Origin of the sequence: Fibrella aquatica (assembly GCF_041321135.1) — a bacterium.
Lineage (GTDB): Bacteria > Bacteroidota > Bacteroidia > Cytophagales > Spirosomataceae > Fibrella > Fibrella aquatica.
Window position 1 is genome coordinate 20,082 of sequence record NZ_JBGGWF010000009.1, and the last position, 24,874, is coordinate 44,955.

16 protein-coding genes are annotated in these 24,874 nt (G+C 50.0%); 3 read left to right on the forward strand and 13 right to left on the reverse strand.

All coding sequences use genetic code 11. The features are described from left to right. Window positions 1–14: 14 nt before the first annotated feature. The 12 genes from ACAW87_RS18655 to ACAW87_RS18710 form a co-directional block, all read right to left on the reverse strand. Window positions 15–911, reverse strand: coding sequence for a glycosyltransferase family protein (locus ACAW87_RS18655; protein ID WP_370725156.1), 897 nt, complete (start codon window positions 909–911; stop codon window positions 15–17). A gap of 144 nt (window positions 912–1,055) precedes the next feature. Continuing rightward, entirely contained in the window at window positions 1,056–1,829 is a 774-nt protein-coding gene (locus tag ACAW87_RS18660; RefSeq protein ID WP_370725157.1) for a WecB/TagA/CpsF family glycosyltransferase, read from the reverse strand. 65 nt (window positions 1,830–1,894) lie between these two features. After that, window positions 1,895–3,154 (reverse strand): glycosyltransferase family 4 protein, encoded by a 1,260-nt coding sequence (locus ACAW87_RS18665; RefSeq protein WP_370725158.1) that lies wholly within the window; start codon window positions 3,152–3,154, stop codon window positions 1,895–1,897. Between the two features lie 3 nt (window positions 3,155–3,157). Then, on the reverse strand, window positions 3,158–4,039 hold the full coding sequence (locus ACAW87_RS18670; RefSeq protein ID WP_370725159.1) for a glycosyltransferase family 2 protein: 882 nt from the start codon (window positions 4,037–4,039) through the stop codon (window positions 3,158–3,160). A 26-nt stretch (window positions 4,040–4,065) separates the two neighbouring features. Further along, the gene (locus tag ACAW87_RS18675) at window positions 4,066–5,355 is read right to left on the reverse strand and encodes an O-antigen ligase family protein (protein WP_370725160.1); all 1,290 of its coding nucleotides are present in this window, start codon (window positions 5,353–5,355) and stop codon (window positions 4,066–4,068) included. Continuing rightward, window positions 5,352–6,521 (reverse strand): glycosyltransferase family 4 protein, encoded by a 1,170-nt coding sequence (locus tag ACAW87_RS18680; RefSeq protein WP_370725161.1) that lies wholly within the window; start codon window positions 6,519–6,521, stop codon window positions 5,352–5,354. The genes ACAW87_RS18675 and ACAW87_RS18680 overlap by 4 nt, the downstream gene beginning before the upstream one ends. A gap of 31 nt (window positions 6,522–6,552) precedes the next feature. Continuing rightward, window positions 6,553–7,782: a glycosyltransferase family 4 protein gene (locus ACAW87_RS18685; RefSeq protein ID WP_370725162.1), complete on the reverse strand. Its 1,230-nt coding sequence runs from the start codon at window positions 7,780–7,782 to the stop codon at window positions 6,553–6,555. Continuing rightward, window positions 7,779–8,687 carry a glycosyltransferase gene (locus tag ACAW87_RS18690; protein ID WP_370725163.1) on the reverse strand — a complete coding sequence of 303 codons (909 nt, stop codon included), beginning with the start codon at window positions 8,685–8,687 and terminating at the stop codon, window positions 7,779–7,781. The genes ACAW87_RS18685 and ACAW87_RS18690 overlap by 4 nt, the downstream gene beginning before the upstream one ends. Before the next feature lie 63 nt (window positions 8,688–8,750). After that, window positions 8,751–10,046: a glycosyltransferase family 4 protein gene (locus ACAW87_RS18695; protein ID WP_370725164.1), complete on the reverse strand. Its 1,296-nt coding sequence runs from the start codon at window positions 10,044–10,046 to the stop codon at window positions 8,751–8,753. Window positions 10,047–10,103: 57 nt separating this feature from the next. Continuing rightward, window positions 10,104–11,450 carry a flippase gene (locus tag ACAW87_RS18700; protein ID WP_370725165.1) on the reverse strand — a complete coding sequence of 449 codons (1,347 nt, stop codon included), beginning with the start codon at window positions 11,448–11,450 and terminating at the stop codon, window positions 10,104–10,106. Continuing rightward, window positions 11,440–12,111, reverse strand: a complete 672-nt coding sequence (locus tag ACAW87_RS18705; protein WP_370725166.1) for a sugar transferase — start codon at window positions 12,109–12,111, stop codon at window positions 11,440–11,442. The genes ACAW87_RS18700 and ACAW87_RS18705 overlap by 11 nt, the downstream gene beginning before the upstream one ends. Window positions 12,112–12,268: 157 nt before the next feature. Next, window positions 12,269–14,602 (reverse strand): GumC family protein, encoded by a 2,334-nt coding sequence (locus tag ACAW87_RS18710; RefSeq protein WP_370725167.1) that lies wholly within the window; start codon window positions 14,600–14,602, stop codon window positions 12,269–12,271. A gap of 567 nt (window positions 14,603–15,169) precedes the next feature. On the opposite strand from ACAW87_RS18710, the gene ACAW87_RS18715 reads away from it, so the two are divergent. Beyond that, entirely contained in the window at window positions 15,170–15,655 is a 486-nt protein-coding gene (locus ACAW87_RS18715; protein WP_370725168.1) for a response regulator, read from the forward strand. On the opposite strand, the gene ACAW87_RS18720 is transcribed toward ACAW87_RS18715, so the two are convergent. Next, on the reverse strand, window positions 15,652–16,392 hold the full coding sequence (locus tag ACAW87_RS18720; RefSeq protein WP_370725169.1) for a response regulator transcription factor: 741 nt from the start codon (window positions 16,390–16,392) through the stop codon (window positions 15,652–15,654). The genes ACAW87_RS18715 and ACAW87_RS18720 overlap by 4 nt on opposite strands. Before the next feature lie 402 nt (window positions 16,393–16,794). On the opposite strand from ACAW87_RS18720, the gene ACAW87_RS18725 reads away from it, so the two are divergent. Both ACAW87_RS18725 and ACAW87_RS18730 read left to right on the forward strand, forming a co-directional pair. After that, window positions 16,795–20,136, forward strand: a complete 3,342-nt coding sequence (locus ACAW87_RS18725; RefSeq protein ID WP_370725170.1) for a right-handed parallel beta-helix repeat-containing protein — start codon at window positions 16,795–16,797, stop codon at window positions 20,134–20,136. Between the two features lie 461 nt (window positions 20,137–20,597). Next, the gene (locus tag ACAW87_RS18730; RefSeq protein WP_370725171.1) at window positions 20,598–24,782 is read left to right on the forward strand and encodes a PA14 domain-containing protein; all 4,185 of its coding nucleotides are present in this window, start codon (window positions 20,598–20,600) and stop codon (window positions 24,780–24,782) included. Window positions 24,783–24,874: the final 92 nt, after the last annotated feature.

The following is a 24,874-nucleotide window of genomic DNA, read 5'->3' on the forward strand; positions in this document are numbered from 1 at the left end:
TAACTGTTAACTGTTCATCGGATGCCTGCGTACGTTTTCAGCCGGTTATAAATACGGGTAATAGGGCTGTATCGCTGAATTGTTTTGCGATGATAGTAGTCTGTTGTCTGCGCAACAGTGGGCAGGTTGAACGTCCGTTGCTGCCCGGCATCGAGTTGTGTTTTATACCGGTTATAGATGTCGGTATGGGTGGCACCTGGCCCAAAACCAATGTTTTGCACTTTCGATACGGTTGGGTAAACGGTAAGTCCACCTGCCTTGAATCGGCTGTAACAGAACCGGATATCCCAGGCGTCGATCGCTCCTTCCATCTGATGGCGTAGCATCCGGCTCAGGTCTGACCCGCCAGAGTTAAACGCTTTCTGCCGAACCGGGTCATTCTTGAACTGATCATAATCCGACACCGCCCAGTCGATCGAGTGCCAGCGGTCGGCCCAGGTGGCCCAACCCCAGGGACTGTGGCGAGGCACAAAGTAGGCGTCTTCTGTGTAGCCGGGTGGCTTGCCAAAGGGGAAAGTATAACCCGCCACGGAATACACCCGTTTGTTGGTCGCGTAGTGGCTCAACGCCTGGTTCATATAGTCCAGAAAATTGGGCGCTGTAATGAGATCATCTTCGACTATAATGACCGATGAATGTGTTTCCAGTACGGTATTGATGCCCCGAATGATGGAGTCGGCGCAACCAATATTGGCTTCGGCAAAATGGCGGGTGATAGTCCGAAAACCGGTTATTTGACCGATTACTTCCTTCACTTCAGCCACACCGGGTTCGTCGGCCGGCTTCTGCGGGGCATCTACAAATACATACAAATCGCTTTCGGAAGCGAGGAAATTGGCCTGCAATGCCTCAACGGTCTTTCGGAGTTCGTTAGGGCGTTTGTAGGCAAAAAGAATAACGGGTGCGTTCATGTTGTTGAGGAAATTGACATGTCATTTATTGTCATTATGCTGCGCGTCATTAGGTGGTCATTTGCCTTCGGCATTAGGACAGGGGTGGTTTTGCTACAAATGACCATCAATGACCACCTAATAACGCCGAAGGCAAATGACCACTTAATGACTACTGATAACCTGTTTGCCTAAATGCCACACATACAGGGCATTGGTTGTGGCGTAGCGGCGAAATAAACGTCGGGGTTCAAGGGCAAGTCGGAAAACCCATTCCAGCCCCATGCTTCTGATCCAGGCCGGGGCGCGTTGATGTTCGCCGGTCAGAATAGGTAATGCCCCACCAATGCCAAGCATAACGGCGGGAATCCGGCCCCGCATACGACCCATCCAAAGTTCTTGTTTGGGGCAACCCAGGGCCACGAATATCAGCCGGGCACCCGACTGCTTAATTTGTTCTACCTCGGCTTCTTCTTCGGCGGCGGTCAGCGGCCGGAACGGTGGCGAAATTAACCCGGCAATGTTGAGGCCGGGGAATCGCTGATGACAAACGGCAGCGGCCTGCTCGAGCCGCTCGGTTGTTGAGCCGTAGAACAGCACCGGAATCTGTTCGGTAGCGGCCCGTTCCAGCAGGGCGGGCATCATATCCATGCCAGCTACCCGTTCCTGACTACGACCATATAGGCGTTTAATGGCCCACAGAAGGGGCACTCCGTCGGCCAGTACCCAGTCTGCGTTGTTAACGGCTTTGGCGAGTTCGGGTTTCTGCTGCGCCTCAACCACCATGTGGGCATTGGGGAAGCAGACCGTTCGCGATTCGGCCTGGTGTGCGGCCCGGATAATCGCTTCGCGTACGTCTGAAAACGTAGCCGCACTAATGCCCAGGCTTACAACGCGGGCACGCGGAAGGGCGGTAGATTGTATTGAATACTGCTCCATATCGTTGATGTTGACTGACGAACAAAGAGAAAAAGAACGGGCTACCGTAACGGAGGTCCGGCATTCTATTGCTCGGTACTAACCAGTTTCCCCTTGCTCAGAAGAGCCGGGTACAAGTGATCGGTAAATACGTTTATTTTCTTATCCCAAACCTGACTTTTCGAGAAAGCATAGGCCCGCCGACCCATTTCCAGTCGCTCGGCGGGGTGGTAATACAGCCATTCAATGGCTTTGGCCAGATCGTTAACAACCTGTTCGGGGTCGTTTACGGCCACTTTTATACCATTTGTACCATCTACCAGTTCGGCCTGCCCGTGAATGGCCAGCGTGATAACGGGCATCGAGTAGGCCATGGCTTCGGTAACCTGAGTAGGGCACGAGTCGCGGAGGCTGGTAAACAGAAACGCGTCTGACTGTTGATAGTACTGACGTACTTCATCGTAGGAAACGTGCCCGACCCATTTCACCCGATCGGTCACCTTGTAGCGAGTCAGGTACGTTGTCACCTGGTCGGCAATCTGGCCTTGCCCGCCCACGATGGTCAGGCGGATGGGTAGTTCAGGATTTACCCGGCTAAAGGCATGAATGCTCAATTCCAATGCTTTACGCGGCAACAAACGGCCTACCCACAGTAAATTCATCACCGGCGGATTGGCTGATCGTTCGAGCGGGCCGAGGGATGTGAACTCTTCGCCGATTCCTGAATCAAGAACCTGCTCAATCGGCTTGTCGGGGCGCGATTGGCGAGCCAGTTTCAGCGTATCGGCGTTAGATATCAGTACCAGATCAGCTTGCCGCATGGTTTGGTAGTAACCGGGGTTTAGCCGTTGAAAGAGCCAGCTAGCGCCATCGCGCATGACCTCGCGCGAGTAATAACCGCCGAGGTACTGTTTCATCGATTTAGGCACGCGTTGCCCGCCCCCTACCGGTCCGAAAATAAACGGTTTGCCTACCCGATACATAAAGCTACCCAACTGCAAACTGCTGTAGGTAACGTGGTGTACCAGATCGAAATGCTCCCGTTTATCGAGTTCGCGGGCCAGTTGCGACGCTTGCCATTGCCAGTAGATGTAGTGCGTATACATACCCAGCAGGTTACCATACGCCCGATCGAGCCAGGCGGGCATCGTGATATAGTGTACCGTCAGGTTTGGGTAATGTCCTTCGGCCAGAGCGGGTTCAATTTCAGAACGAAACTCCTCGCGAGTAATGCAGTGCGTTTGTATCCCGCGCCGACTCAGCAGAGTAGCGTAATGCCAACCGTTTCCTTCTTCAGATCCCCGGTTAGGTAAGCAAGCGTAAGCCGATAAAAGGATAGTCAGCATGACCTAGACAGGTTGAAATTTACGGCGAAGAAATCCTCCACAGATGCGGGCTACATCCAGCACGAAATACAGCAGTTTCGTTTTTGAATGAACCATAGCAAAGTGGTAGCGAACTGTCAGGTTGGTTGGTGATCGAATGGAGGTGAAGCTCTTCACAAAGTCGGCCCATCCCGGCCGCTGCTTCAGGAAGATGCCCGTTGCCGTTACGTGTTCGCCAACCACACTTTTAGTGCTGACAAACAGGGGATAACCGGCTTTACTGGCCCGTAGCGAAAACTCAACATCGGCCATGTAATGCGCAAACCGGACCGAGTCATACAGCCCCACTTTCTGGAACACTTCCATCGGAATCAACGTACCCCGCCCCGGTAGCGAATCGGTCTTGAGCACGTCGGCCTGTTTAATCAGCGTGGCGTAGCTCCGGCCATAATCTTCGGCCATCTGATGACCTCCGGCCAGCACCAGGTTGATTTTTGTACCGGCAAATTCGAGGTAGTCGGGGTTGGCGATATCGACGCTTGGCGACCCTACAATGCACGGATGATGCTTTTTTTCGGTATCGAGCAATGTTTGCAGGTAATCGGGCTGTACCTCGGTATCATCGTTGAGCGTTAATAGAAAATCGTCGCTCTTTGGGGTAGCACCAACAATCTCCTGCGCCTTACGGATACCTACGTTGGTAGCCTCTGTCCACCACAGGTTACCGTCGCCCTGCAGCACAATAGCGTTGGGGAATTCCTGCTGAATCATCTCGCTGGTGCCATCGGTCGACCCATCATCGACCACAATTTCCTGGTGGTCCGGGTACGTCTGAACAGCCAGGCAAGCCAGGCAGCGGCGGGTAAGTTCGCGGCGATTATGAACGGGAATAACGACGTAAATCATGTCTGTAGTCAGTTATCGATAATCAGCTACCAGCTTCGCTCAGGTACGTTCCGTACCGAGGCGTTGGGGGCTGATAATTTTTCATTGTTGATTGTTGCGTAATACAACCCTAGCCCAACAAACCCCCAGTAATAGATGGGAAGTTGGTAGGAAACGCCAAAGAGCAGGCCGCTGGCGATGAAGGCAAAGAGCACAGTTTGCTCGAAGGTGAATTGTCGATTGCGGAAATACATCATCCAGAGTGTGCTTAGAATCACAAACAGGTTGAGCAACAGCCCCAGAATGCCGTAGTTATACAGCATATCGATGTATTGCGAGTGAATGATGGTGCCTTTTTCGGGGAAATCTTCGTTGGCCATAATCTCGCCCCGGTCGTAGCCTTCATAACGCCAACCCAGCCACGGCCGGTCAGGAATCTGGCTCCAGTAATACAGGGTTTGCTCGTAGCGCCAGTTGCCCGTATTGTCTTCCGTTGGTTTAGCAATGCCGCCGATATTTTCCAAAAAGGCATCGACCCGCTTGGGCGATAAGGCCGTCAGGAACGGAATGGTGAGCAGAGCCAGGACAAACAGTGTAGAGGCGGTGCGACCAATGGGCAACCGGCTGCCCGGTAACTTGCCCATTATAGACAGACCAGCCACTATAGCCACACCAAATACGGCCGACGAAATAACCGAGCGGTGAAGGAGAAAGACTATGAGCCCGAATGAACCAAGAAAGCCCATCAGGTCAACAATACGGTGTTTTTGCAAGTATTGCATCAGGAAAAACAGCAGGGGCAACATCACGTAAAACGCTTCGTAGGCCGAGGTGGTACGGCTCTCCGATGTCATGCTGTACTCCATGATTTTGCCCATGATAATCTGCCCGTAGAAGTAGAGTGCCCCAATAATGGCCACTGCCCAGCCCAGTTTGAGCGGACCCGATCGTTGCGCCACCACAAAAGCCAGTAGAGCGAGCCCGCAATAGGCCAGCCGTTTAATGACGAAGAACGAATACACGTACTGGTTATACACGTGCAGTGATTCGAGCACCAGCCCGAACACGGCCAGACTCAGTACCCAGGCAATCAGTTTGTAGGGGCTTGGATAATCGAAGTAGCCCAGAAAAAGACAGGTCGCGCCCACCAGACCGCCCAGATTGGATACGTTCGATAGAAGCGGACTGAGCTGGTTTGAGCCGTAAGTGAGCGAGCCGACGCCAAAAAGGAGCATGAACAGCGCAAGCCGATACCCCCAGGTAATGGCTTTTACCCTGGGTTCTTTTACGGGTTCCTTTTCCGGATCCAGCGTGTATATGGGTTCAGCTATGTTCATGGGTTTGCCAGTACAGCTTCGTAAATCGTTTTGGTATGGTGCGTGATGTGTTGGGCATCAAATCGCTCCAGCGAGATGGCCCGTGCTTGCCTGGCCAGTAATTGGCGCAGTGACGTGTCTCCCCAAAGCTCACCCACTGCCGCCGCAATGTTGGCGGGGTCTAGTGAGGTAAGCAGGCCGGTTTGGCCATTTTCAACGAGCGACGAAACGCCGCCAACGTCAGAAGCTACAACCGGTAAACCGGCAAGCTGTGCTTCACATACGCTATTTGGGCTGTTATCGATGTATGACGGATGCAATAAACAGAACGCATCGGAGTAGGTAGCCCACAACTGTTCGCCAGTCAGCATGCCTCGATGTTCAACCGCCTCGTCTGGAATGTTAATCAGACCGAGTGTGATAATCAGTTCCAACAGCGCGTCTTGTGTGCCAAACCCGGTAACGATAAGCCGCATGGGGAACCGTTCCCGCAACAGATTCAGCGCCTTCAGTGCTTCCCGAATGCCCTTAATGTCGTGCAGGCCACCAATAAACAGCATGGCATTGGGTGGCTGATTGGTAGGCGGGGCAATGGGTTGGTAAAACACGGGCCGCATCAGCTCCCAATTGTGATGAATAACCGCTTTTGGATTCAGTTTATGGATAACAGCTTTGTCCCAGTGGGTACGTCCAATGTAGTGGTGAACACTGCGGGCAAACCGTTTTTCGTAATAGCTGGCTACCGCCCACGATACGTGCCGGTAATCGAGCCGTTTAGGCAGGTAGCGGTAATATTCCGTTACAAAGCCTTGGGCCGACACCACTTTGGGCATATTAAGATGGGCAGCCATAGCCGGGTATTGTTGTTCTGTGCCGTGAATATGCAGCAGATCGAACGTACCCAGCGCCTTTGTGGCTACCGAATCGCGGAGATATTCTCTTACCCGTTTAATGCGCCTTTTGTAGCCGGTGAGCATATCCCACTTGTCGTCGGCCACTTTCAGGTAGATGTAGCGTACGCCGTCGCGGGTTATTTCTTCGTCCTGGTCAATGTGGTGATTGTAGCTGACAACGGTGATGGAAATTCCCTCCTGCGCCACCAGATTGGCGGCTAAAGCCGTCATCCAGGGTACGGGATGTCCCGATTTTTTCGGGTGTGGGGCCGCTGCTAGCCAGAGAACGTTCATAGTATTTACTCTTGAATGATGGATAGAAAAACTACAAGGTTGGTACTCCCGCCGAGTTGGGTACGTCAACCACACGGTGGGTGTTTATGTCGGGTTGGTTGGGTTGGTCACGCTTGCCGGTAGCCTGTTCGTAAAAAGCCAGCAGTTTTTGTAAACCGGCTTCATGACTCAGATTTTTTTCGGCATACTCGGTTTGCACACTGGTCAGTTGTTCGCTCTTTTTCGCATCGCGGTATGACAGAATCAGATCGGCCAGGTAAGCGGGGTCGCGACTGGTGAGCAAGCCTTCGCCGTGGGGCAGTAATTCGGGAATTCCGCCCACCGGCAGCGCCAGCACAGGTACGTTCACCGCAAAGGCTTCGAGCAACGCGTAGGGACAGTTGTCGTTCAGGGCGGTGTGAACGTAAATATCTGACTGCGCCACCAGCCGCCACGGTGCCGACTGCCGACCGTGAAACCGAACGGATTCAGTCAGACCGAGATCGGCCACCAACTGTTCGTAAGCTACCCGACTCGGGCCGTCGCCGATGAGCCACACCCGGAAATCGCTGACGCCCCGCTGCCTGATTTCGGCCGCTATACGGATCAGCAACTCCTGATTTTTCCGCTCGTCAACGTACCCGACATTGCTGATGATAAACAGGCCAGCGTCTTCTGCCAAACGCGTTTTCGATTTATCAGCCTCGGTAATGGTAACTGTATTGGGTAAAATGGCTCGCTTTACGTCATCGCGCAGTAAATGCTTCGATTGCGTGTAGGCGTAGTTGGATACAAAAATGTAATGATCGACCTGCCCAAACAGCCACTGGTACCAATGCGTAAGCGCACGCACGAGCCAGGCGGGCAACGGTTTATTAATCAGGTTGGCCGCTGTGATCAGCTCCGTTACCGGGTCATCGTTGAAATGGGCGGTCAGAACAACCGGTACACGTTTACCCAATGCATAGTACGCCGCCACACCCGACCGTACATCCTGGGCATGAATGAGGTCGAAGGTTTGGTGACGATGCTGCCGGGCTCCCAGATACAAGCGCGCGAAAAAGCTGCTTTCGTCCCATAGAATCCGGCTTGTTTGCCCTAGTCGCCTGACCGCATGGCCAAGAATATTCAGGCTCTTGTTCCAGACAAAGGGCGTATCGGTTGTCTCCACCACCTGCACCGATGTACCCCGGCTACGCAGATCGCGTGCCAGTGTCTGGTAGTAGGTAACCACGCCGGATGGCGACGTATGGGTCAGGAAAGTGGGGATCAATACGTTCATTTGTTCATCATTTTGTAAAGCTTCAGCGTCAGAATCGTATCGGGCCGCTTGCGGAAGTTGTTCACCACACTGTCGAGGGCGGCTTCGCCAAAGAGCAGCACGTTATACATCCGGTTAGTGCGTTTCTGTGCGGCCTGCTGCCCAATTTCGCGGGCGGCCCACCGCATAAAAATGGCCATACCCACGGCAGGGCCATGTACGTTCTGGAACACCCGCCGCTGATTCCTGACGGCGTAGTATTGCTTCCACGCACCCGGCCACGGAATACCATTCCGATCAAACGAGGGTGGGTGCCGGAATACCGATTTGGGCACGGTCACCACCGGGAAACCCAGCCGTTGTGCCCTGGTCATGTACTCTACTTCGTCGCCCCAGATAAATAGTTTCTGATCAGGAATGCCGATTTTCTCTACCACCTCATTGTGAATGAGTGTACCGTTAAAAAACGAAGCCACGCCATAGATCAAATCGAAGCCGGTCATATCGGCAACCTTGCGGTATTTCCGGTTGGGCCGGTCTACGTAAAAGGCCAACTCTTCATCGTCGATCATACTGACCGACATGGAGTTTTTGATACATGGTCCGAGGTTCGGCGATTTTAGCAATTGCTCCAGCGCATCGGGTGCGGCAATGCAATCGTCATCCATGCACCAAAGCCAGGTAGCCCCCGACTTAAACGCCCCGTCGATACCAGCGGCAAATCCTCCGGCACCGCCCAGGTTTGCCTGGTTAATAACCGTGAGATCCGTTTGAGTGGGTAGCCATTCGGTGGTGCCATCGGTGCTACCGTTGTTCACAACCAGAAAAGCGTCTGGCCGCCGGGTTTGTTGTCGTAGACTGTCTAAGCAAATTTTCAGATCCGCCAGGCGGTTAAATGTGACGATGACCGCCGTAACTGTTTCCATATGTGTTGACTAGTGGTATACCTACTCTAGTGAGTATTAGTCGATATTGTTTATGAAAATTACTTAAGGGTTTATTTTTCTATCAGAGATCATCTCGGTGGACGTACCCACCTGCGAATCACTTTTCTCTTGTAGCTGATCGCTAGTGCCGTAGTAAGTCTTCACCATCCGTCTGATTTTTACCTCCCAGGCTTGTTTACTGGCAAATTCGTAGGCATTTGCGCCCATCGTCAGTCGCTCTTCCGGATGGTAATACATCCACTCAATGGCTTTTCCGAGGTTGGTTGCCACGGTTTCCCGATCCGTTACGGCTACCCGTATGCCAGTGGACTCGTTGACCAATTCGGCCTGCCCATGCATATCAAGCGTGACAACGGGTAGTGAATAAGCCATTGCTTCCATCAATTGGGCCGGGCCGGTATCGCGCAGACTGGTGAAAAAGAAAACATCGGCCTGCCGGTAAAACGCTTTTACCTGCTCATAGCCTACTTTTCCCGCCCAGTGAACCCGGTCTTTGAGGTTGTAGGTCTCCAGATATTCAGGTACGTATTGGCCCATTTCGCCATCGCCCACAATAGTAAATTGAATGGGTAATCGGCTGTCTACTTTGCTCAATCCATGTAGCGTAAGTTCCAGCGCTTTGCGAGGCATTAAACGCCCAACCCATACCAGTTGCAACACGGGCCCCGGCGGGTGAACAATTGGCGTTTGTGGAATAAACGCCTGCGAGATGCCACTAAATTCACTGGTCACGTTTTCGGTGCGACCAAGCCACTCCACTTTTCGGCGAGTGTCTTTATTCCAGACCAGCACGTGTTTGGCCCGGCGCACTGCCTTGAAACATCCTGGATTAAAGCGCAGAAGTAGTTCACTAATCATAGTGCGCATCTGCTCTTTTTTCCAATGCCCTTTGAAATAATGCCGTAGCGATGAGGGTGCTTCCTGCCCCCCGCCAATGGGGCCGAATATGAAGGGGCGATTGAGTTTGTACAGCAGACTGCCTAATTGTAAACTGCCATAACTCACGTGATGAACTACGTCGAACTGATGAACTTCATTGAGTGGACGAGCTGTTTTGAGCGCTGCCCACTGCCAGTAGAGGTAATGAAAATACATGCCGATCAACCCCCAGAAATACACTTTTTCTACCCAGTCTGGTGTATTTACGTACACAAAATTCAGATTAGGGAAGGGCGTTTCCAGCAACCGTTTATCAACAGCTGCTCTATTGCACGATCTGGTTAAGCACCAAACCTGATGATTTGTTTGGCTAACGATGGTTGAATAATACCAGCCGTTTCCTTCTTCTGAACCCAGGCCGGGTACACAGGCATAGGCAGAAATTAAGACCTTTTTCATAAGCCTGACGTTGAGTTTTTAGGCTTATCGGTAATCGTTTACGTTTAACCGACAGCTTTAATGGCTTTCTAATTCCGCTACGGGCTCCAGCGTCCACTCCCGGCTTTTTAATAGCAGGTAGCCGCCCATGGCCAGTAACACATACACTTCAGTACCGACCCAGGCCCAGGCAGCGCCGAGGTGACCGTACTGACGAATTAGGAAGATATTTAGCCCTAAACCGATTACCGAGCCAATGGCGGTAATGACGAAAAAGGGGCGATCCATGCGCAGGTTCAGCATCGTATGAATGCCCAGCAGGTTACTCATGCCAATAATTAGGGGTAGTAATGCTACGACCCGCAATACGGTGACGGCACCCACAAAATCGGCACCGAAAAAGAACGGAATAAACCAGGGAGCAATGATCCATAAGCCTGCCGATACAACACCTAGTCCCCCCAACAGCGGCCAAAAAACCGACCGTACCATACGCAATCCCGATTCGCGGCCTTTACCGAACGCATTAGCTATGATCGGGAAAAGCGCCTGATTGAGCGCCATCGTTACAAAAGAGAGCGCAACCCCTTCCAGCCGTGTGCCGGCCGAATACAGCCCAACGGCGTAGGCCGTGCTTAAAATACCCAGAAAGAACACCGTCGACGAAGCGTAGAGGGTGATCATTACATTGGAGAAAAACAGGGTGGCATCGGCTTTGAACCGGGCAACTAATTGCTTTACCTCCGGCCAGTAAAAGCGGATGTTGAACCGTTTTACAGCCACGCCCAACGCAACGGCATTAATCAGTACCTGCGATATACTCAAGACCAGGTTTTGCCACAGATAATCTTCGGGCTGGTGAATAACCAGAAAGATGGCCCCGGTAAACAGCAGTTTCACCAATAGGTTGAACATGGCCACTCGCCCCAGATCTTCCATGGCCTGATACACCCAGAACGGAGACAGCACCGTGCTGATACAGGTAATATAGGTGCAGACATGCAACAGCCAATGTTCACGGAACGTAGGCGCGTTGTAGGTGACGGCGGCAAAGATGACCGTTGACAGGCACCAAAGCAGGATTTTGCCGGCCATCACCTCACTATACACCCGGCTCGTGGCTTCCTTGTCGTACCGGTTTGCCGCAATAGAGCGCACCGCGGCCAAGTCGAAACCGTAATTGATAATCAGACTGAAATAGGTAACGTATGCTAGTGAAAAATTGAGCAACCCCAACCGCTCTGGCCCTATAATACGTACTACGTAGGGTACGGTCAATAGGGGTAACAGAAAATTGGCTACCTGTACACTGAAAAGCGACGCCACATTCACCGCCAGTCGCTTCAAAATGCTCTTCGAGAATCCAGATTCCGGGGTTACACTTGTTTCATCATCAGCCAGCACTGTTGTTTCCTTACCAGGCATTAGGGTTTCCGTTTAGAGCCGCTTTGATGGTCCACCAGCAGATACGAAGATCGAGAGCTGGTGATTGTTGACGAATGTACATGTGGTCATAACGAACTCGGTGCTTCATCTGGAAAGGCTTGCCCGTTTCGCCGCGTGCGCCACGTACCTGCGCCAGTCCGGTAATGCCCGGCTTTACAATGTATCGTTCGCGGTAGCCTGGTAAGGATTGCCAGTACTGTTGGTCGAGCGGAAGCGGATGTGGCCGAGGCCCTACAATGCTCATGTGGCCCATCAGTACGTTCAAAAATTGAGGCATCTCATCGAGATTGGTCTTGCGTAATACCCGACCAATCGACGTTACCCGGTTGTCGCCTTTGCTTGCCTGCTGAAATTGCGCATTCGGACTGTAGGCCATTGTGCGGAATTTGAAGCATGGAAACTGTTCACCTCCCCGTCCTGTACGCATCTGAACGAAAATAGCGGGTCCTTTTGATGTCAATCTAATCAATAGGGCAAGTAGAGGAATAAGCCAAACCAAAATGGTCACGGTTACTAAACCGGCGATCAGCAAATCGGAGAATCGTTTTGCATACAGGCCCCAGGTAGGGTTTTGTATCGCCATGTCTCGGTCTCGTTCCAGGCTGACCGTCTCCATGTTTTGCATTGTAAATGATGTCATAGTCGTTGAGTCAATTTAGGTGTGTGATTAAAAGTCCAACTTCTTGTTCTAGAAAACGATCAGCACCTCAGGTTAGCTACTTGGTATTTACTTAGTCACTGTCAAAAAAAGCAATCAAAATAATCGGAACGGTTTACTTATTGGGGAAAAGAGCGAGCTAGCTGCGCAGCCACTTGCGGGGCTGAGCGGCCTGGTAATAGCGGTTTTTGTGGCTATGGCTGAGGTACGAACCATCGTTGCCAACAACACCATTAAGTACCAGATTCAGATTCTTGAAGCGTTGTTCGCGACGAACCAGCTCAATAGCTTTCAGGCTGGTTTGAGGCGTTACACCATGACGTACAACAAACAGGGTCGAATCGGCATAAGGAGCCATCAATTGCGCATCTGACACCAGGCCAAGCGGCGGCGTGTCGAGCATGACGTAGGCAAACTGGTCGCGCAGTGTAGTAATCAACTGCCGCAATCGGGGTGAACTCAGCAACTCAGCCGGGTTTTGGTCTTCACTCAATGTGCCGCTGCTGATCATGAAAAAGTTTTTGTAGCCTGGTACCGGTTGCAATACATCGCTCAACTCGGCTTCGCCCGACAGGTATTCGCTAATACCTACGTTAGAATCGAGGTGAAAGGTTTGCTGATACGTAGGCCGCCGTAGATCCATTTCCAATACAACCGTTGGCCGGTCAACCAGGGCAAGGCTCGCTCCGAGGTTCAACGACACAAACGTTTTTCCTTCGCCGCTGATGCTCGATGTTACCAGCATCACGTGGCTACCCGATTCAGTGTTTTCAACAAAGGGAAGATTCGCGCGCAGGGTACGGATTTGCTCCGTGATGAGCGACCGGCTGCGGGGCGTGATGACCAGCCGTTTTTTGCCCGATTCCGAATTGCTCGATAACTCGCCAAGGATCGGGGTGATCGTTGACCGTTCTACTTCATGCCGACTGCGAATTCGCTGATTCAGCGTATCCAGACCGGCAATAGCACCCAAAGGCAACAATAAGCCCACCATGCCGAAAAGCAGGTAAATCATTGGTTTCACGGGCTTCACCGGCGTCAGGCTGCTGATGGCCGCATCGACCGTGCGGCTATCTGAAACGGCGGCCGCAAACGCTACTGCTGTTTCTTCCCGCTTCTGAAGCAGGTACGTATACAAATCGTTTTTAATGGCTTGCTGCCGCGAAATATCCATCAGCGCCCGTTCTTGCCGGGGCACCTGCCGTATTTGTCCGGCTAACGCCTGGTTTTTGGCTTCGTAATTCTGTTTTGTGCTTTCCAGCATATTCTGCATGGTTTGCACATTCTCCGAAATCTGCCGTTTCGTTGACCGAATCTGGTTATCGAGGCCTTGCAGTTTCGGATCAGCGTTGGTCGTGGTCTGCGCCATTTCGGTGCGCCGCAATTCCAGTTCCGTTGCTTTGCCGATCAGGCTCAACAGAACCGGATTGTCCAGGCCAACCGTTGCTGGCGTACCGCTTTGGTCGGCGGGCTGGCTACGTACGTATTTCTGTAAATCGCGCAGGGCCGACAATTGCACATTTACCTCGTTGAGTTTAGAATCGTTTTCTTTTGCCGACAGTAAAAACGTTTGGGCCTGCGTGCTCAGATCGGTAATGCCTTCGTTGGCCTTGAAATTCTCGACCCGCTGTTCTACGCCCGACAGTTCGCCCGATAGTCCGTTCAGGCGTTCCTGAATGAACTGGAGCGTGTTGCCGGCAACTTTGTTTTTACTCTGAATAGAGGCCAGATTATACTCGGCAATCAATGTGTTCAGCACTGCTTCACCCTTGGCTGGTACCGCATCATCAACTGTTAGCACTACAACCGATGAAGTTTTGCTGGTTGGTTCGGCCTTGAGGCGGCTCACATAATCACCGGCTATAGCTTGCTTGGTCGATGCCTGTACAATCACCGGTGCGGTCTTGGCCGACACTGGCTTGCGGGTAGCCACCCTGATGCGGCCAAAGGCTGTATTTACCGATTGGTTGAGGGGGATAGGATTACCGTTGATGAGAACAACCGGATTGTCGCTGAAGGTAAGTGTAATAGGCTCTTCGTATAAAACGGGTTGCGCCTTGTCAACAATCAGCTCAATGGGGCTTTCCTGATAAATCTCACGTTTACCAAATTTGGTCTCTTTAAAGTAACGATGCTCCAGGTGAAGTTTCTCTACTACTTGCCCCATTAGTGTGGCCGAGCGAAGCATCTCGATTTCATTCTCAACCGATTTTTTGGGTGTGGCAGCCTGAAATTCACGTAACGCACCACCCCGGTCATCGGTTTTGGTACCGTCGAGCAGTAATACGCTTGCCTGAACACGGTAAATCGGTTGCTTATAGCGTAGATATAGATAAGCGCCGCCTAAGGCTAAACCCAGCGAAAGTACAAACCAGGGCCAATGACGGAGGTAACGAAAGAGAATCACCCTCACAGGTGGGCGGTTGCTCTCTATGAGCGAATACGGGGTGTAGGCCGCAATAGAATCTGACATAACGTTTGTGGTAAGCTGACTGTTGAGATCAGGCTGTTTGTAAATCAAAATCTAGATTTAGTACAATTAAAGCGAGTCTTAGAGTAGTAAAATTAAACCTAAGCGATGCTGTCAAATTGTTACGAGGCTTCTAGCGTAAGATCGACTGGTGAATTAACGTAGAATGCTGATGGCTACTACGATTCTATTGACTGAAAGTGAGGTTCCGGTTCAAAAAAAGAGTAGCCGGTAAAAAGCTTGTTAGAGTACAATTGTAAACTCATTTTTTAACGTAAAATAGTACTATTTTTATTAAAGTAAACAAAATACTCATTAAGGTTACTTATTCTTTTCCGTTCACTATTGTAGTATCGAAAGATGGCTTAAAAGGTGTTTACTCGATCAATGAAACCCGGTATAGTCCAAAAACTAACTGTATTGATTATACGTCATTTTTATTCTCTCGCTTTTACGACTGATTAACTGGCAATCGGTCAAATAAATCTTACTAGCTGGAATCTATCGTATGTGTATAGTAGATAAAGTGACTGTTTGTTATTATTGTACTTTCCTCAATGTAAGGCATTTATGAAAAGCGACACCACCAACACGGCCATAAGCAGGCAGAACTTTCGACGGGCGCGCGTGCTGTTGATTCAACATGATATTGATCAGCAGGCGCTCATCAAGCGGTGTTTTGCCACGTACCTGCCCGAGGTCGAGCTTGTCAAGGCTATTAATGAAGAACAAGCCATAACGTACCTGCAGGCCTGCAAATTTGATGAATGGAAACTGCCGAAGATGATTCTGCTAGACGCGCTTATGCCTTGTCGGGATGATGCGTGGCGTATTTTGAGACGTATTAAGGAGTTACCCGCCCCTATCAATCAAGTGCCGGTTGTCATGCTTGGATACGCTGACGACCCAGAAGATATCAGCGGAGCCTATGACAGAGGTAGTTCTTCCTATCTGGTTAAGCCGGCCAACGTTGACGAGTGGCCCGACTATTTTCAGATGCTAAGAAAATACTGGTGGGAAACGGTGTTGCTTCCCTCTTCCGACTATCGCTACTAGAGAACTGGCAATGAGGCCATTGTGAGCCAGTAACGACACACTTTTTCCAGTATCTCAACAAATTCACTATTATCGTCAGGCACCACTACCACCGAATTTGCCTGGAGTGCATAGCCCGACTTGGTAACTCCCGCATTGGGAGCAATGAGTAAAACGACCGGTAATCGGCGTAGTCGTGGGGTTTCTTTCAATTCTCGCAGCAGGGTCAGCCGCGCGGGGGTAGCCTGTCGTAGGTCAATCAGCAAAAGGGCCGGTCGGTCTGTTTCGGCCAATACCATTAATTGTGAAAGAGCCGACCCGTTGTCGACGGTGTGCAACATGGTTTGCGGCCAATGATCGTTGATAAGCTGACGTAGCAACAGTCCCTTGGTAACATCGCTGGAAACAAAGGCAACAAATTGATCAGGATCCGCTACAGGTAAGTCATCAATACCTACCGACTGTACCAGCACCGGCCACTGTCTACGGCTGACCGGAAGTATGGTACCGTCTTCGAGAACAACCGCGCCACTGGATCTGGTGTGCTGCTGCATCTGAATCTTAATCACACAATTGGGATTAACCAGCAATGTTTTATGAATTCTGATGAAGTAAGGCAACTGTTTCTCCAGAAAACGAAGTGACTTGGAAATCAGCAGCTGTTCCCCCGTTCTAAAGTGAATGAACGAATAGTTATTTGCTCCTGATAGATGAGAAATCAGTACCGGATGTCGTAATGCGTTAATAATGAGACCCATAATTCAGTGAAATCTGTCTCCGTAGAAGCGGGTAAGAATACGTGAATAAACATATATCACCGGCATGGTTGTTACATAATCTTAGTATATGGGAATAGTAGCTTTTTGAGTAATTTTGTTTTGACTTATGTGTATACCATTGACCCTAGTTGATTAGCAAGCATTTTGTGCTGTGACAGTTCTTAGTTAAGGATCGATCGTTGAGGTCGTTGATTACTAATCTGGTTCCAATAAAATACTAACTCTGTTATTTGAGTAGACTTACCGTTCCGTCTATATATCGACTTTTAAAAATCTTTATATAACAATTTATAGTATATAGTGTATTACGGCTCAACTTTATCGTCAACGCTGCCGGGGTTGAGTACATAGTAACTTTGTCTCACCATCCTCGACGTTTTCATGTTGTTCATTAAGAAGTATATCCATAGGTATAGAGTGTTGATCAAATACACTCTATTGTTCTTCCTGTGGCTGTTGGCCCCGGTTGGCTTCGCTCAGACTACCTATTATGTAGCCAATACAGGAAACGATGGCAATAATGGCACATCAGTTACCACGCCTTTTCAAAACCTTAGTAAGATAAACAGCCTTGCACTGAGAGCAGGGGATCAGGTTTTGTTGCGCCGGGGCGACACCTTTAGGGGGACGTTATCGATCCGTCGATCAGGCTCGGCCAGCCAGCCCATCGTGTTCGATGCTTACGGAAGTGGCGCCAAGCCGATTCTATCAGGTTCAGTTCCTTTAACAGGTTGGACAAGCTTGGGCAACAACGTCTGGCAAGCGCCCTGTCCATCATGCGGTGATGCCGTAACGGGTGTTTATCGTAATGCTGCCCCCCTGCCACTAGGGCGTTTCCCGAACATAGATGCACCGAACCAAGGTAACCTGACTATTCGTGCCCATACCGAGAAATATCAGATATTCAGCAAAGAGCCACTGCCTACAAATATAAACTGGAAGGGGGCCGAGGTCGTTATGCGCCCTGCTGCCTGGATTATTGACCGGGCTGTTGTTGATGCTCAATATGGCGACGCTTTAAATTTGTTTAATTATTCAAATTATTTTCCAAGGGATAATTCGGAATACTTTTTTCAGAATCATCCGGCTACATTAGACCGAAATGGCGAGTGGTGTTACGATAAAGCGAATAAAAAGATTTTAGTCTATGCATCGGAGGGGATTTTACCAAGTGATACTTATACCGCTACAGTACATGGTCGTGCCATCGATATAGCTAATCTGTCGCACATTATTTTTCGGAATATTCACATTACAGAAACGTTAAATACAAGTCTTTTTGGTCAGAATGTATCGAACCTGGTAATGTCTAATCTGGATGTTACCAATGCTGGTGAAGACGGTGTAATTATTTTGGGTTCCGGTAATACTATCTTATTAGAGAATAGCAAAATAGCCACTGTCAACAACAACGGTATCTGGATTGATCCTTATAGCACAGTTACGATAAGAGGAAACTCAATGCGTCGCATTGGTATTTTAGCTGGCAGAGGTAAAAGCGGTGATGGTCAGTACAACGGTATAACGGCAAAGGCAAATCAGAATGTACTGATTGAGAATAACGTGATTGATAGTGTTGGCTATAACGGCATAAACTTTACAAATAACACAACTATCAGGCAAAACCTGATTGCTAACTACTGTTTTATAAAAATTGATGGTGGTGGTATTTACACATGGAATGGTAACAAGACACCCATGTCTAATGTGAAAATAGTATCGAATATATTGTATACTAAGCCAGCAGGAAATACCCCGTGGGTCGACTATTCTATTGGAATTTTTTTGGATGATTGTACCGAAAATGTTGAAATAAAAGGTAATACAATATTTGGTCACACACAGTGGGGTGTTTTTTTACATGGTACTAACAATATTACATTTACTGATAACACGTTATTCGATAATAATGCTTCTCAATTAGTAGTTTACCATAATGGAGGTAGATGCCCTATTCGAGGTAATATCATCAAGCGGAATGTATTTATCAGTAAAACAAATGCACAGCTGGCAGCGCAGTACGAGTCAAACGCGGATGATTTGTTACAGTATGGATTGATTGATTCAAATTATTATGCCCGACCGTTCAATGAGGAAGCTACTATTCGGGGAGTAATTAATTCGGGACAGGGTGGTAATTATGAACTCAGGGATTGGCAAAATTTCTCTAGAGGTCAGGATCTTCACTCAAAAAGTAGTCCTATTACTTACCGACAGTACCGAAATGAGGGTTCCGGCGGCATAAACCGAGTCGCTAGTTCATTTGATACATCCAATGATGATTGGCAATTGGTATATAGTCCATATGGTAATGCCGAGGCAACACTTGATAATAGCAACAAACTGGATGGCGGTAGTCTGAAAGTTTCTTTTCCTACTTTGTCGGGACAGACAAACTCGTATGCACAGGTGGCGAAGCCCATTGGAGCCATTACAAAGGGGAAAACGTATGTGCTTCGGTTCGATGCTGTGGCAACAACCGACGTACCTGTACTATTCTATCTTCGCCAGTACGGCGCACCGTATCGGGAATTCGACAGGCGGTATTCAGTTGTAATTGGCCCTAATCGTAAAAGTTATGAACTGGTATTTACTGCTATTGATAGTGAGTCCAATGCCATCGTTATGGTGCAGACCGACAGAGAAGGGCCCGTTTTCTGGCTCGACAATGTCCGTCTTCAGGAAGATATAGCGATTCAGAATAGACCCGATGACTTTATAAAGCTATACTATAACCCTACCCTTAGAGATAGCACCGTGGTGTTGCCCGCCGGTGCTTATCGGGATGTGAAAAATCAGCCTTACGCCAATTCACTAGTGCTTAAGCCATTTACGTCTGTTGTGTTATTAAAGGATACCGTGACTATTGCCCCGGCTGACCTTAGCCTATTGCTGTATAGTGACAAACGCCTGATTCAGGTGAACGAGCCAACTACCATGCGGCTACGTGTTAAAAACGAGAGTAACCAACCCGCCGAGTTGGCTCGTTGGACTTTTCGGTTGCCAGCTTATATTCAATTCGTTACCGACAACGGACAGCCTTACTCAGATAATGTGCTGCATGGAACAGTACAGCAGTTACCTCCGCAAGCCGATACACTCATTTCTGTAGTAGTGAAACCAGTGGTAGCCGGTACGTTCAGGCTGGCGGCGCAGCTTACAACGGCTACGTCTCCAGACCCCGATAGTAGTCCGAATTCAGGTACGTTGGATGGAGAAGACGATGCTTCTGTTACCGAACTCAGGGTCAGCGGGGCTACTACTGTGTTCGAGTCACCAAACCCGAATCAGCGTGTGCTACCAAGCGTGGCTTCCAGCCAGCCAATTCCTGCACCCAATCAAGCCGATTTGAGTCTTCAACTGGCGGTGACCAAGCGCACGCCGGTTTCTGGGGAATCGTTTGGGCTTGTGTTCAGCATTGCAAATGCGGGCGGACGAACTGCTGATGGGGTGCAGGTTCAGGTATTGCTCCCTGAAGGGATCGAATTTATTGACGGAGCGAACTGGACCATTAACGGACAACTGGTGAGCAGCGCAGCCGTGTCGGTATCGGCCGGTACAACCGAGCGTATATTGATTCAGGTACGGGCAACGTCGGCGGGCTCCCGGCCTATTCAGGCTCAAATCAGTGCATCGGCCGTTGCCGATCCCGACTCGGTACCTGGCAATGGATTTACCAATGGTGAAGACGACCGGGCTCAGGCCGAAGTACGCGTTTTGTAAGTGAAAGCTCAGTGCCGATTATCAACTGCTGGCTGTTGGATACTAAACGAAAAAACGCCTCATTCGATAACATGCTGATCTAGAATGTTGGTAACTTTTTAGCCTGACGAAGGGTAACGCCCTCTGTGGTTGGTGTGTATGCAGCACACCAACCACAGAGGGCGTTACCCTTTTTTAGTCGAACGAAATGCTGGATGTAACAAAAATTTAATCTCCATAGAAAAAGTTGGCTAAGTGATACCGTCGTATAGTCATCTGTAAATACTTTCCTTATAAATGGTCCAACAAGTGCTTTTTTGGGCTAAAGATTGTTGTGATAATTATATTTTTTGAACGTTTTTTGGTACAAAGTTTGATAAATGTGCCGGTAGGTAACTTCTGTTAGGAATATACCATATAGATTATATAGCCCTACTTCTGTGTATGTTTGTTCAACTTTTACTTGTTCACCCCTCCGTAATTTGAAAGACATAGTGATTTCACGGGCCAGAACTCTGGTTCGTCACGCCTCCATGTGCCTGTTGCTGACTAGCGGGCTATCAGCGGCCTTTGGGCAAACCACTTACTATGTGGCCAATTCAGGAAACGATGGTAACACAGGTCGATCGGCCGATTCGCCGTTTCAAACCATCGCGAAGGTCAATACCCTTCAACTCGAACCAGGAGATCAGGTCTTGTTTCGGCGGAACAACACGTTTCGGGGTACATTACGAATTCGCCGGTCAGGTACGTCGGGCCAACCGATTGTGGTTGATGCATATGGAGACGGTAACAAACCCGTGCTTAGTGGCGCTACTCCCGTAACTGACTGGACTAATCTGGGCAATAATATCTGGGAGGCAAGTTGCCCTTCCTGCGGCGATGCTGTAACGGGTGTTTATCGCGATAATACAGCCTTACCCTTGGGCCGCTATCCCAATCTGGATGCTTCTAATCGGGGTTACTTGACGGTGCAGTCGCACTCAGGGAAAACGCAGCTCACCAGCCAACAAGGTTTTCCGGCCAATTGGGTGGGCGGCGAGGTTGTGTATCGGCCGGTACAGTGGATTCTGAATTGTGCGCGTATTACTGGCCAGAACGGCAACACGCTAAACCTGGTCAGTGCAGGTACGTACGACATAACCGACAGGTGGGGCTTCTTTATCCAAAACCACCCGGCTACCCTCGACCAAAACGGTGAGTGGTATTATAATCCATCGAATAAGTCTATTCGGCTGTTCGACAACCAAAATAATCCGAATGATCAGTCGATTGCTGCTACTGCCCATGCAGAAGTTGTTGATCTGACTACCGTGTCGTTTGTTACGGTTCGCAACCTGCACATAACCCAGGCCATCAATACTAACCTGTTGGTTACGAATGGGTCTAATCTGGTTTTCGCCGATAATGATATTACGCAAGCGGGCGAAGATGGTATACTGGTTCGCGGAAATGGCAATGCCGTTTTGATAGAGAACAACCTAATTGAAGACATCAACAACAACGGAGTTAACATCGCTGCTTACCAGGCCATCACGTTTCGTAACAATACGGTTCGGCGCATTGCTCTTTTTCCGGGGCGTGGGCGTAGCGGTGACGGTACCTATGTTGGTTTTATGTCGTCGAGCACGGGAAACACGATGATCGAAAACAACGTATTTGATAACATCGGCTATAACGCGCTGAATTTTGCCAGCAGTACTACATTGCAACGCAACCGAATCAGTAATTTTTGCCTCACCAAAAGTGATGGAAGCGGTCTATATATCTGGAATGGTAATCAGCAGCCCATGAGTGGTATCCGGATTTTGTCGAACGTAGTTTATAACGGCATTGGAGCACCTGAAGGTAGTCCGGCTGGTGCGTATTCGGGTGCTAACGGAATCTACCTCGACGATTGCACAACAAACATCGAAGTCGCTAACAACTCGGTCTATAATTGTGTTGGATTGGGTTTTTACCTGCATGGGTCATCCAACATTACCATGACCGGCAACACGGCTTTCAACAATGGCGAAGGGCAGCTTGCGGTTACTACGGCCGGTGGTTGTCAGCCACGTAATAACCTGATTGAGAATAATATATTCGTTAGTAAGCTGCCCAACCAATTCAACGTAAAGTTCGAGTCGGCGCAGAATGATTTGGGCAGTTACGGGCAAATGAACAACAACGTATATTCGCGCCCTTTTGAAGATACGTACACCATCAGAGCTGTTTATAATAATACGGTTGGGGCCGATTTGTCGTTGGAAACCTGGCGGAGCCGGTATGGCAAAGATCAGAACACGCTGAAGAGCCCAATTACTTATTCAAACGGCAACCCCGACGATGTACTCAAATTCATCGGTAATCCGTCGGGTAGTCCCATTCAGGTTTCTCTGTCAGGTACGTATCGCGATGCCCGCAATAATCCGTATGCCGATCAGGTGACGGTGGCGGCATTTTCTTCGATCGTTTTGTTTAAAGAAATAGCGTCGATACCTGTCACCCTGCGCGACCCCGAAAATCCGGCCAACGCAGTATCGGGTCTCGATTATGCCTATTACGAAGGAAGCTGGAATAGTTTACCCAATTTCAGTGCGCTTACGCCGGTGAGAACAGGCAACGGTAGTCAGCCCGATATTGCTGTTCGGTCGCGCGAGGAGAATTATGGACTGCGGTACACAGGCTATATCAGTGTACCGACCGATGGTGTCTACTCGTTCTACACCAATTCTGATGATGGTAGCAAGCTGTTTATTGGCGCCACCGAAGTGGTGAACAATGACGGTAGCCACGGCGAGCAGGAGCGGTCGGGCACTATTGGCCTGAAGGCGGGCCGTCATGCCATAACCATTATATACTACCAGGGCGGGGGTGGTCAGGCCTTAACGGTGAGCTACGGTGGACCGGGCGTGGGCAAGCAAACGTTGCCTGCTTCCGCGCTTTGGCGAGTGGCCTCTGATACACCGCCGCCGCCGCCAGTGACCGTCACCCTGCGTGATCCTGAAAATCCGAACAACACTGTATCGGGGCTTGATTATAGTTATTACGAAGGAAGCTGGGGTGCGTTGCCCAACTTCGGTTCACTAACGCCGGTGAAAACGGGTGCGAATGCGCTGCCCGAATTGACCGTTCGGTCGCGGCCCGAAAATTACGGGCTTCGGTATACAGGCTTCGTACGCGTACCAGCCGATGGGGTTTATACCTTTTACACTAACTCTGATGATGGCAGTAAGCTGTTTATCGGCAACACCGAAGTAGTGAACAACGATGGTGGTCATGCCGAACAGGAGCGATCGGGGACCATTGGCTTAAAAGCGGGTGTACATGCCATTACCATTATTTACTTCCAGGGTGGCGGTGGCCAGGCCATGACGGTAAGCTACGGCGGACCGGGCCTGAACAAGCAACAAATTCCCGCTTCGGCCTACCAACGCATAGGCACGGTTACGCCACCACCTGTTTCGGTTAACCTGCGTGACCCTGAAAATCCAGCCAATGCCATAAACGGGTTGACCTACGGATATTATGAAGGAAGCTGGGGTACGTTGCCCAACTTCGGTTCGCTTATTGCTCAGAAAACGGGCGTTAACAACCTGCCTAATCTGACCGTCCGTTCACGTGACAACAACTACGGCCTGCGCTATGTGGGCTATGTTAGTGTGCCAGCCGATGGGGTTTATACCTTCTACACCAACTCTGATGATGGCAGTAAGCTGTTTATCGGCAACACCGAAGTAGTGAACAACGATGGTGGTCATGCCGAACAGGAGCGATCGGGGACCATTGGCTTAAAAGCGGGTGTACATGCCATTACCATTATTTATTTCCAGGGTGGCGGTGGCCAGGCCATGACGGTAAGCTACGGCGGACCGGGCCTGAACAAGCAGCAAATTCCTTCGTCAGCTTATTTACACGTTGGTGAAGTGGTGACAAGTGACGGTACTGGTTTGCGGGCCGAGTATTTCAACAATGCGACAATATCGGGTAATCCGGTAATGACCCGTACCGATGCGACAGTAGATTTCGATTGGGGTAACGGTTCACCTTCGTCGGGCATCAATACCGATTATTTCTCGGTGCGCTGGACCGGAAAAGTAAAAGCGCCTGTAACAGGCAATTATACGTTTAGCACGTCTACAGATGATGGTGTTCGACTGTGGGTAAACGGTAAGCTCATCGTTGACGACTGGAACGGTCGGGCCACCAAAACCAACAATAGCCCAACAGTTGCCCTCATTGCCGGACAACGGTACGATATTCGGATGGAATATTTCGATAACATAGTCGGGGCTGTGGCCAGATTATCATGGGCTTATCAGGGGCAGGGGCAGCAGATTATTCCGCAGGCGTTTTTGTATCCGGCCAGTGGGTCGGCTCGTATGGCGGCGACTCTGCCAGTGACCAATGCTGAAAGCGATTTTACGCCCGATATGGCTGTGCAGGTCTTTCCGGTTCCCGCCCGCGACGAGTTGCAGGTACGTTACTACGCGCAAACTGCCGGTGAGCTAACGCTACAGCTAACCAGTGTAGGTGCTTATCCGGTCATGCAACAACGTACCACCGTTACCGAAGGCGAAAACATGATTCGTGTTCCAGTACGAGAGTATAACCGGGGTATGTACATCCTCAGCCTGATTCAGGGTACGCAGCGGGTCACCAAAAAAGTGCTGCTCGCGGATTAGCGTATAGTACGCGGATTTTGATGGGTACGCGGATTAAAGGGATTTTAAATGGATTTGCGCGGATTTTTGGATTTAAATGGATTGGCTCTGCT

Coding starts and splice junctions, on each gene's coding strand:
- ACAW87_RS18665 (WP_370725158.1), bottom strand. CDS start 3,154: ATGCTGACTATCCTTTTATCGGCTTACGCTTGCTTACCTAACCGGGGA.
- ACAW87_RS18725 (WP_370725170.1), top strand. CDS start 16,795: ATGTTGTTCATTAAGAAGTATATCCATAGGTATAGAGTGTTGATCAAA.
- ACAW87_RS18680 (WP_370725161.1), bottom strand. CDS start 6,521: ATGAACGTTCTCTGGCTAGCAGCGGCCCCACACCCGAAAAAATCGGGA.
- ACAW87_RS18700 (WP_370725165.1), bottom strand. CDS start 11,450: ATGCCTGGTAAGGAAACAACAGTGCTGGCTGATGATGAAACAAGTGTA.
- ACAW87_RS18695 (WP_370725164.1), bottom strand. CDS start 10,046: ATGAAAAAGGTCTTAATTTCTGCCTATGCCTGTGTACCCGGCCTGGGT.
- ACAW87_RS18705 (WP_370725166.1), bottom strand. CDS start 12,111: ATGACATCATTTACAATGCAAAACATGGAGACGGTCAGCCTGGAACGA.
- ACAW87_RS18675 (WP_370725160.1), bottom strand. CDS start 5,355: ATGAACATAGCTGAACCCATATACACGCTGGATCCGGAAAAGGAACCC.
- ACAW87_RS18720 (WP_370725169.1), bottom strand. CDS start 16,392: ATGGGTCTCATTATTAACGCATTACGACATCCGGTACTGATTTCTCAT.
- ACAW87_RS18690 (WP_370725163.1), bottom strand. CDS start 8,687: ATGGAAACAGTTACGGCGGTCATCGTCACATTTAACCGCCTGGCGGAT.
- ACAW87_RS18710 (WP_370725167.1), bottom strand. CDS start 14,602: ATGTCAGATTCTATTGCGGCCTACACCCCGTATTCGCTCATAGAGAGC.
- ACAW87_RS18660 (WP_370725157.1), bottom strand. CDS start 1,829: ATGGAGCAGTATTCAATACAATCTACCGCCCTTCCGCGTGCCCGCGTT.
- ACAW87_RS18670 (WP_370725159.1), bottom strand. CDS start 4,039: ATGATTTACGTCGTTATTCCCGTTCATAATCGCCGCGAACTTACCCGC.
- ACAW87_RS18655 (WP_370725156.1), bottom strand. CDS start 911: ATGAACGCACCCGTTATTCTTTTTGCCTACAAACGCCCTAACGAACTC.
- ACAW87_RS18715 (WP_370725168.1), top strand. CDS start 15,170: ATGAAAAGCGACACCACCAACACGGCCATAAGCAGGCAGAACTTTCGA.
- ACAW87_RS18685 (WP_370725162.1), bottom strand. CDS start 7,782: ATGAACGTATTGATCCCCACTTTCCTGACCCATACGTCGCCATCCGGC.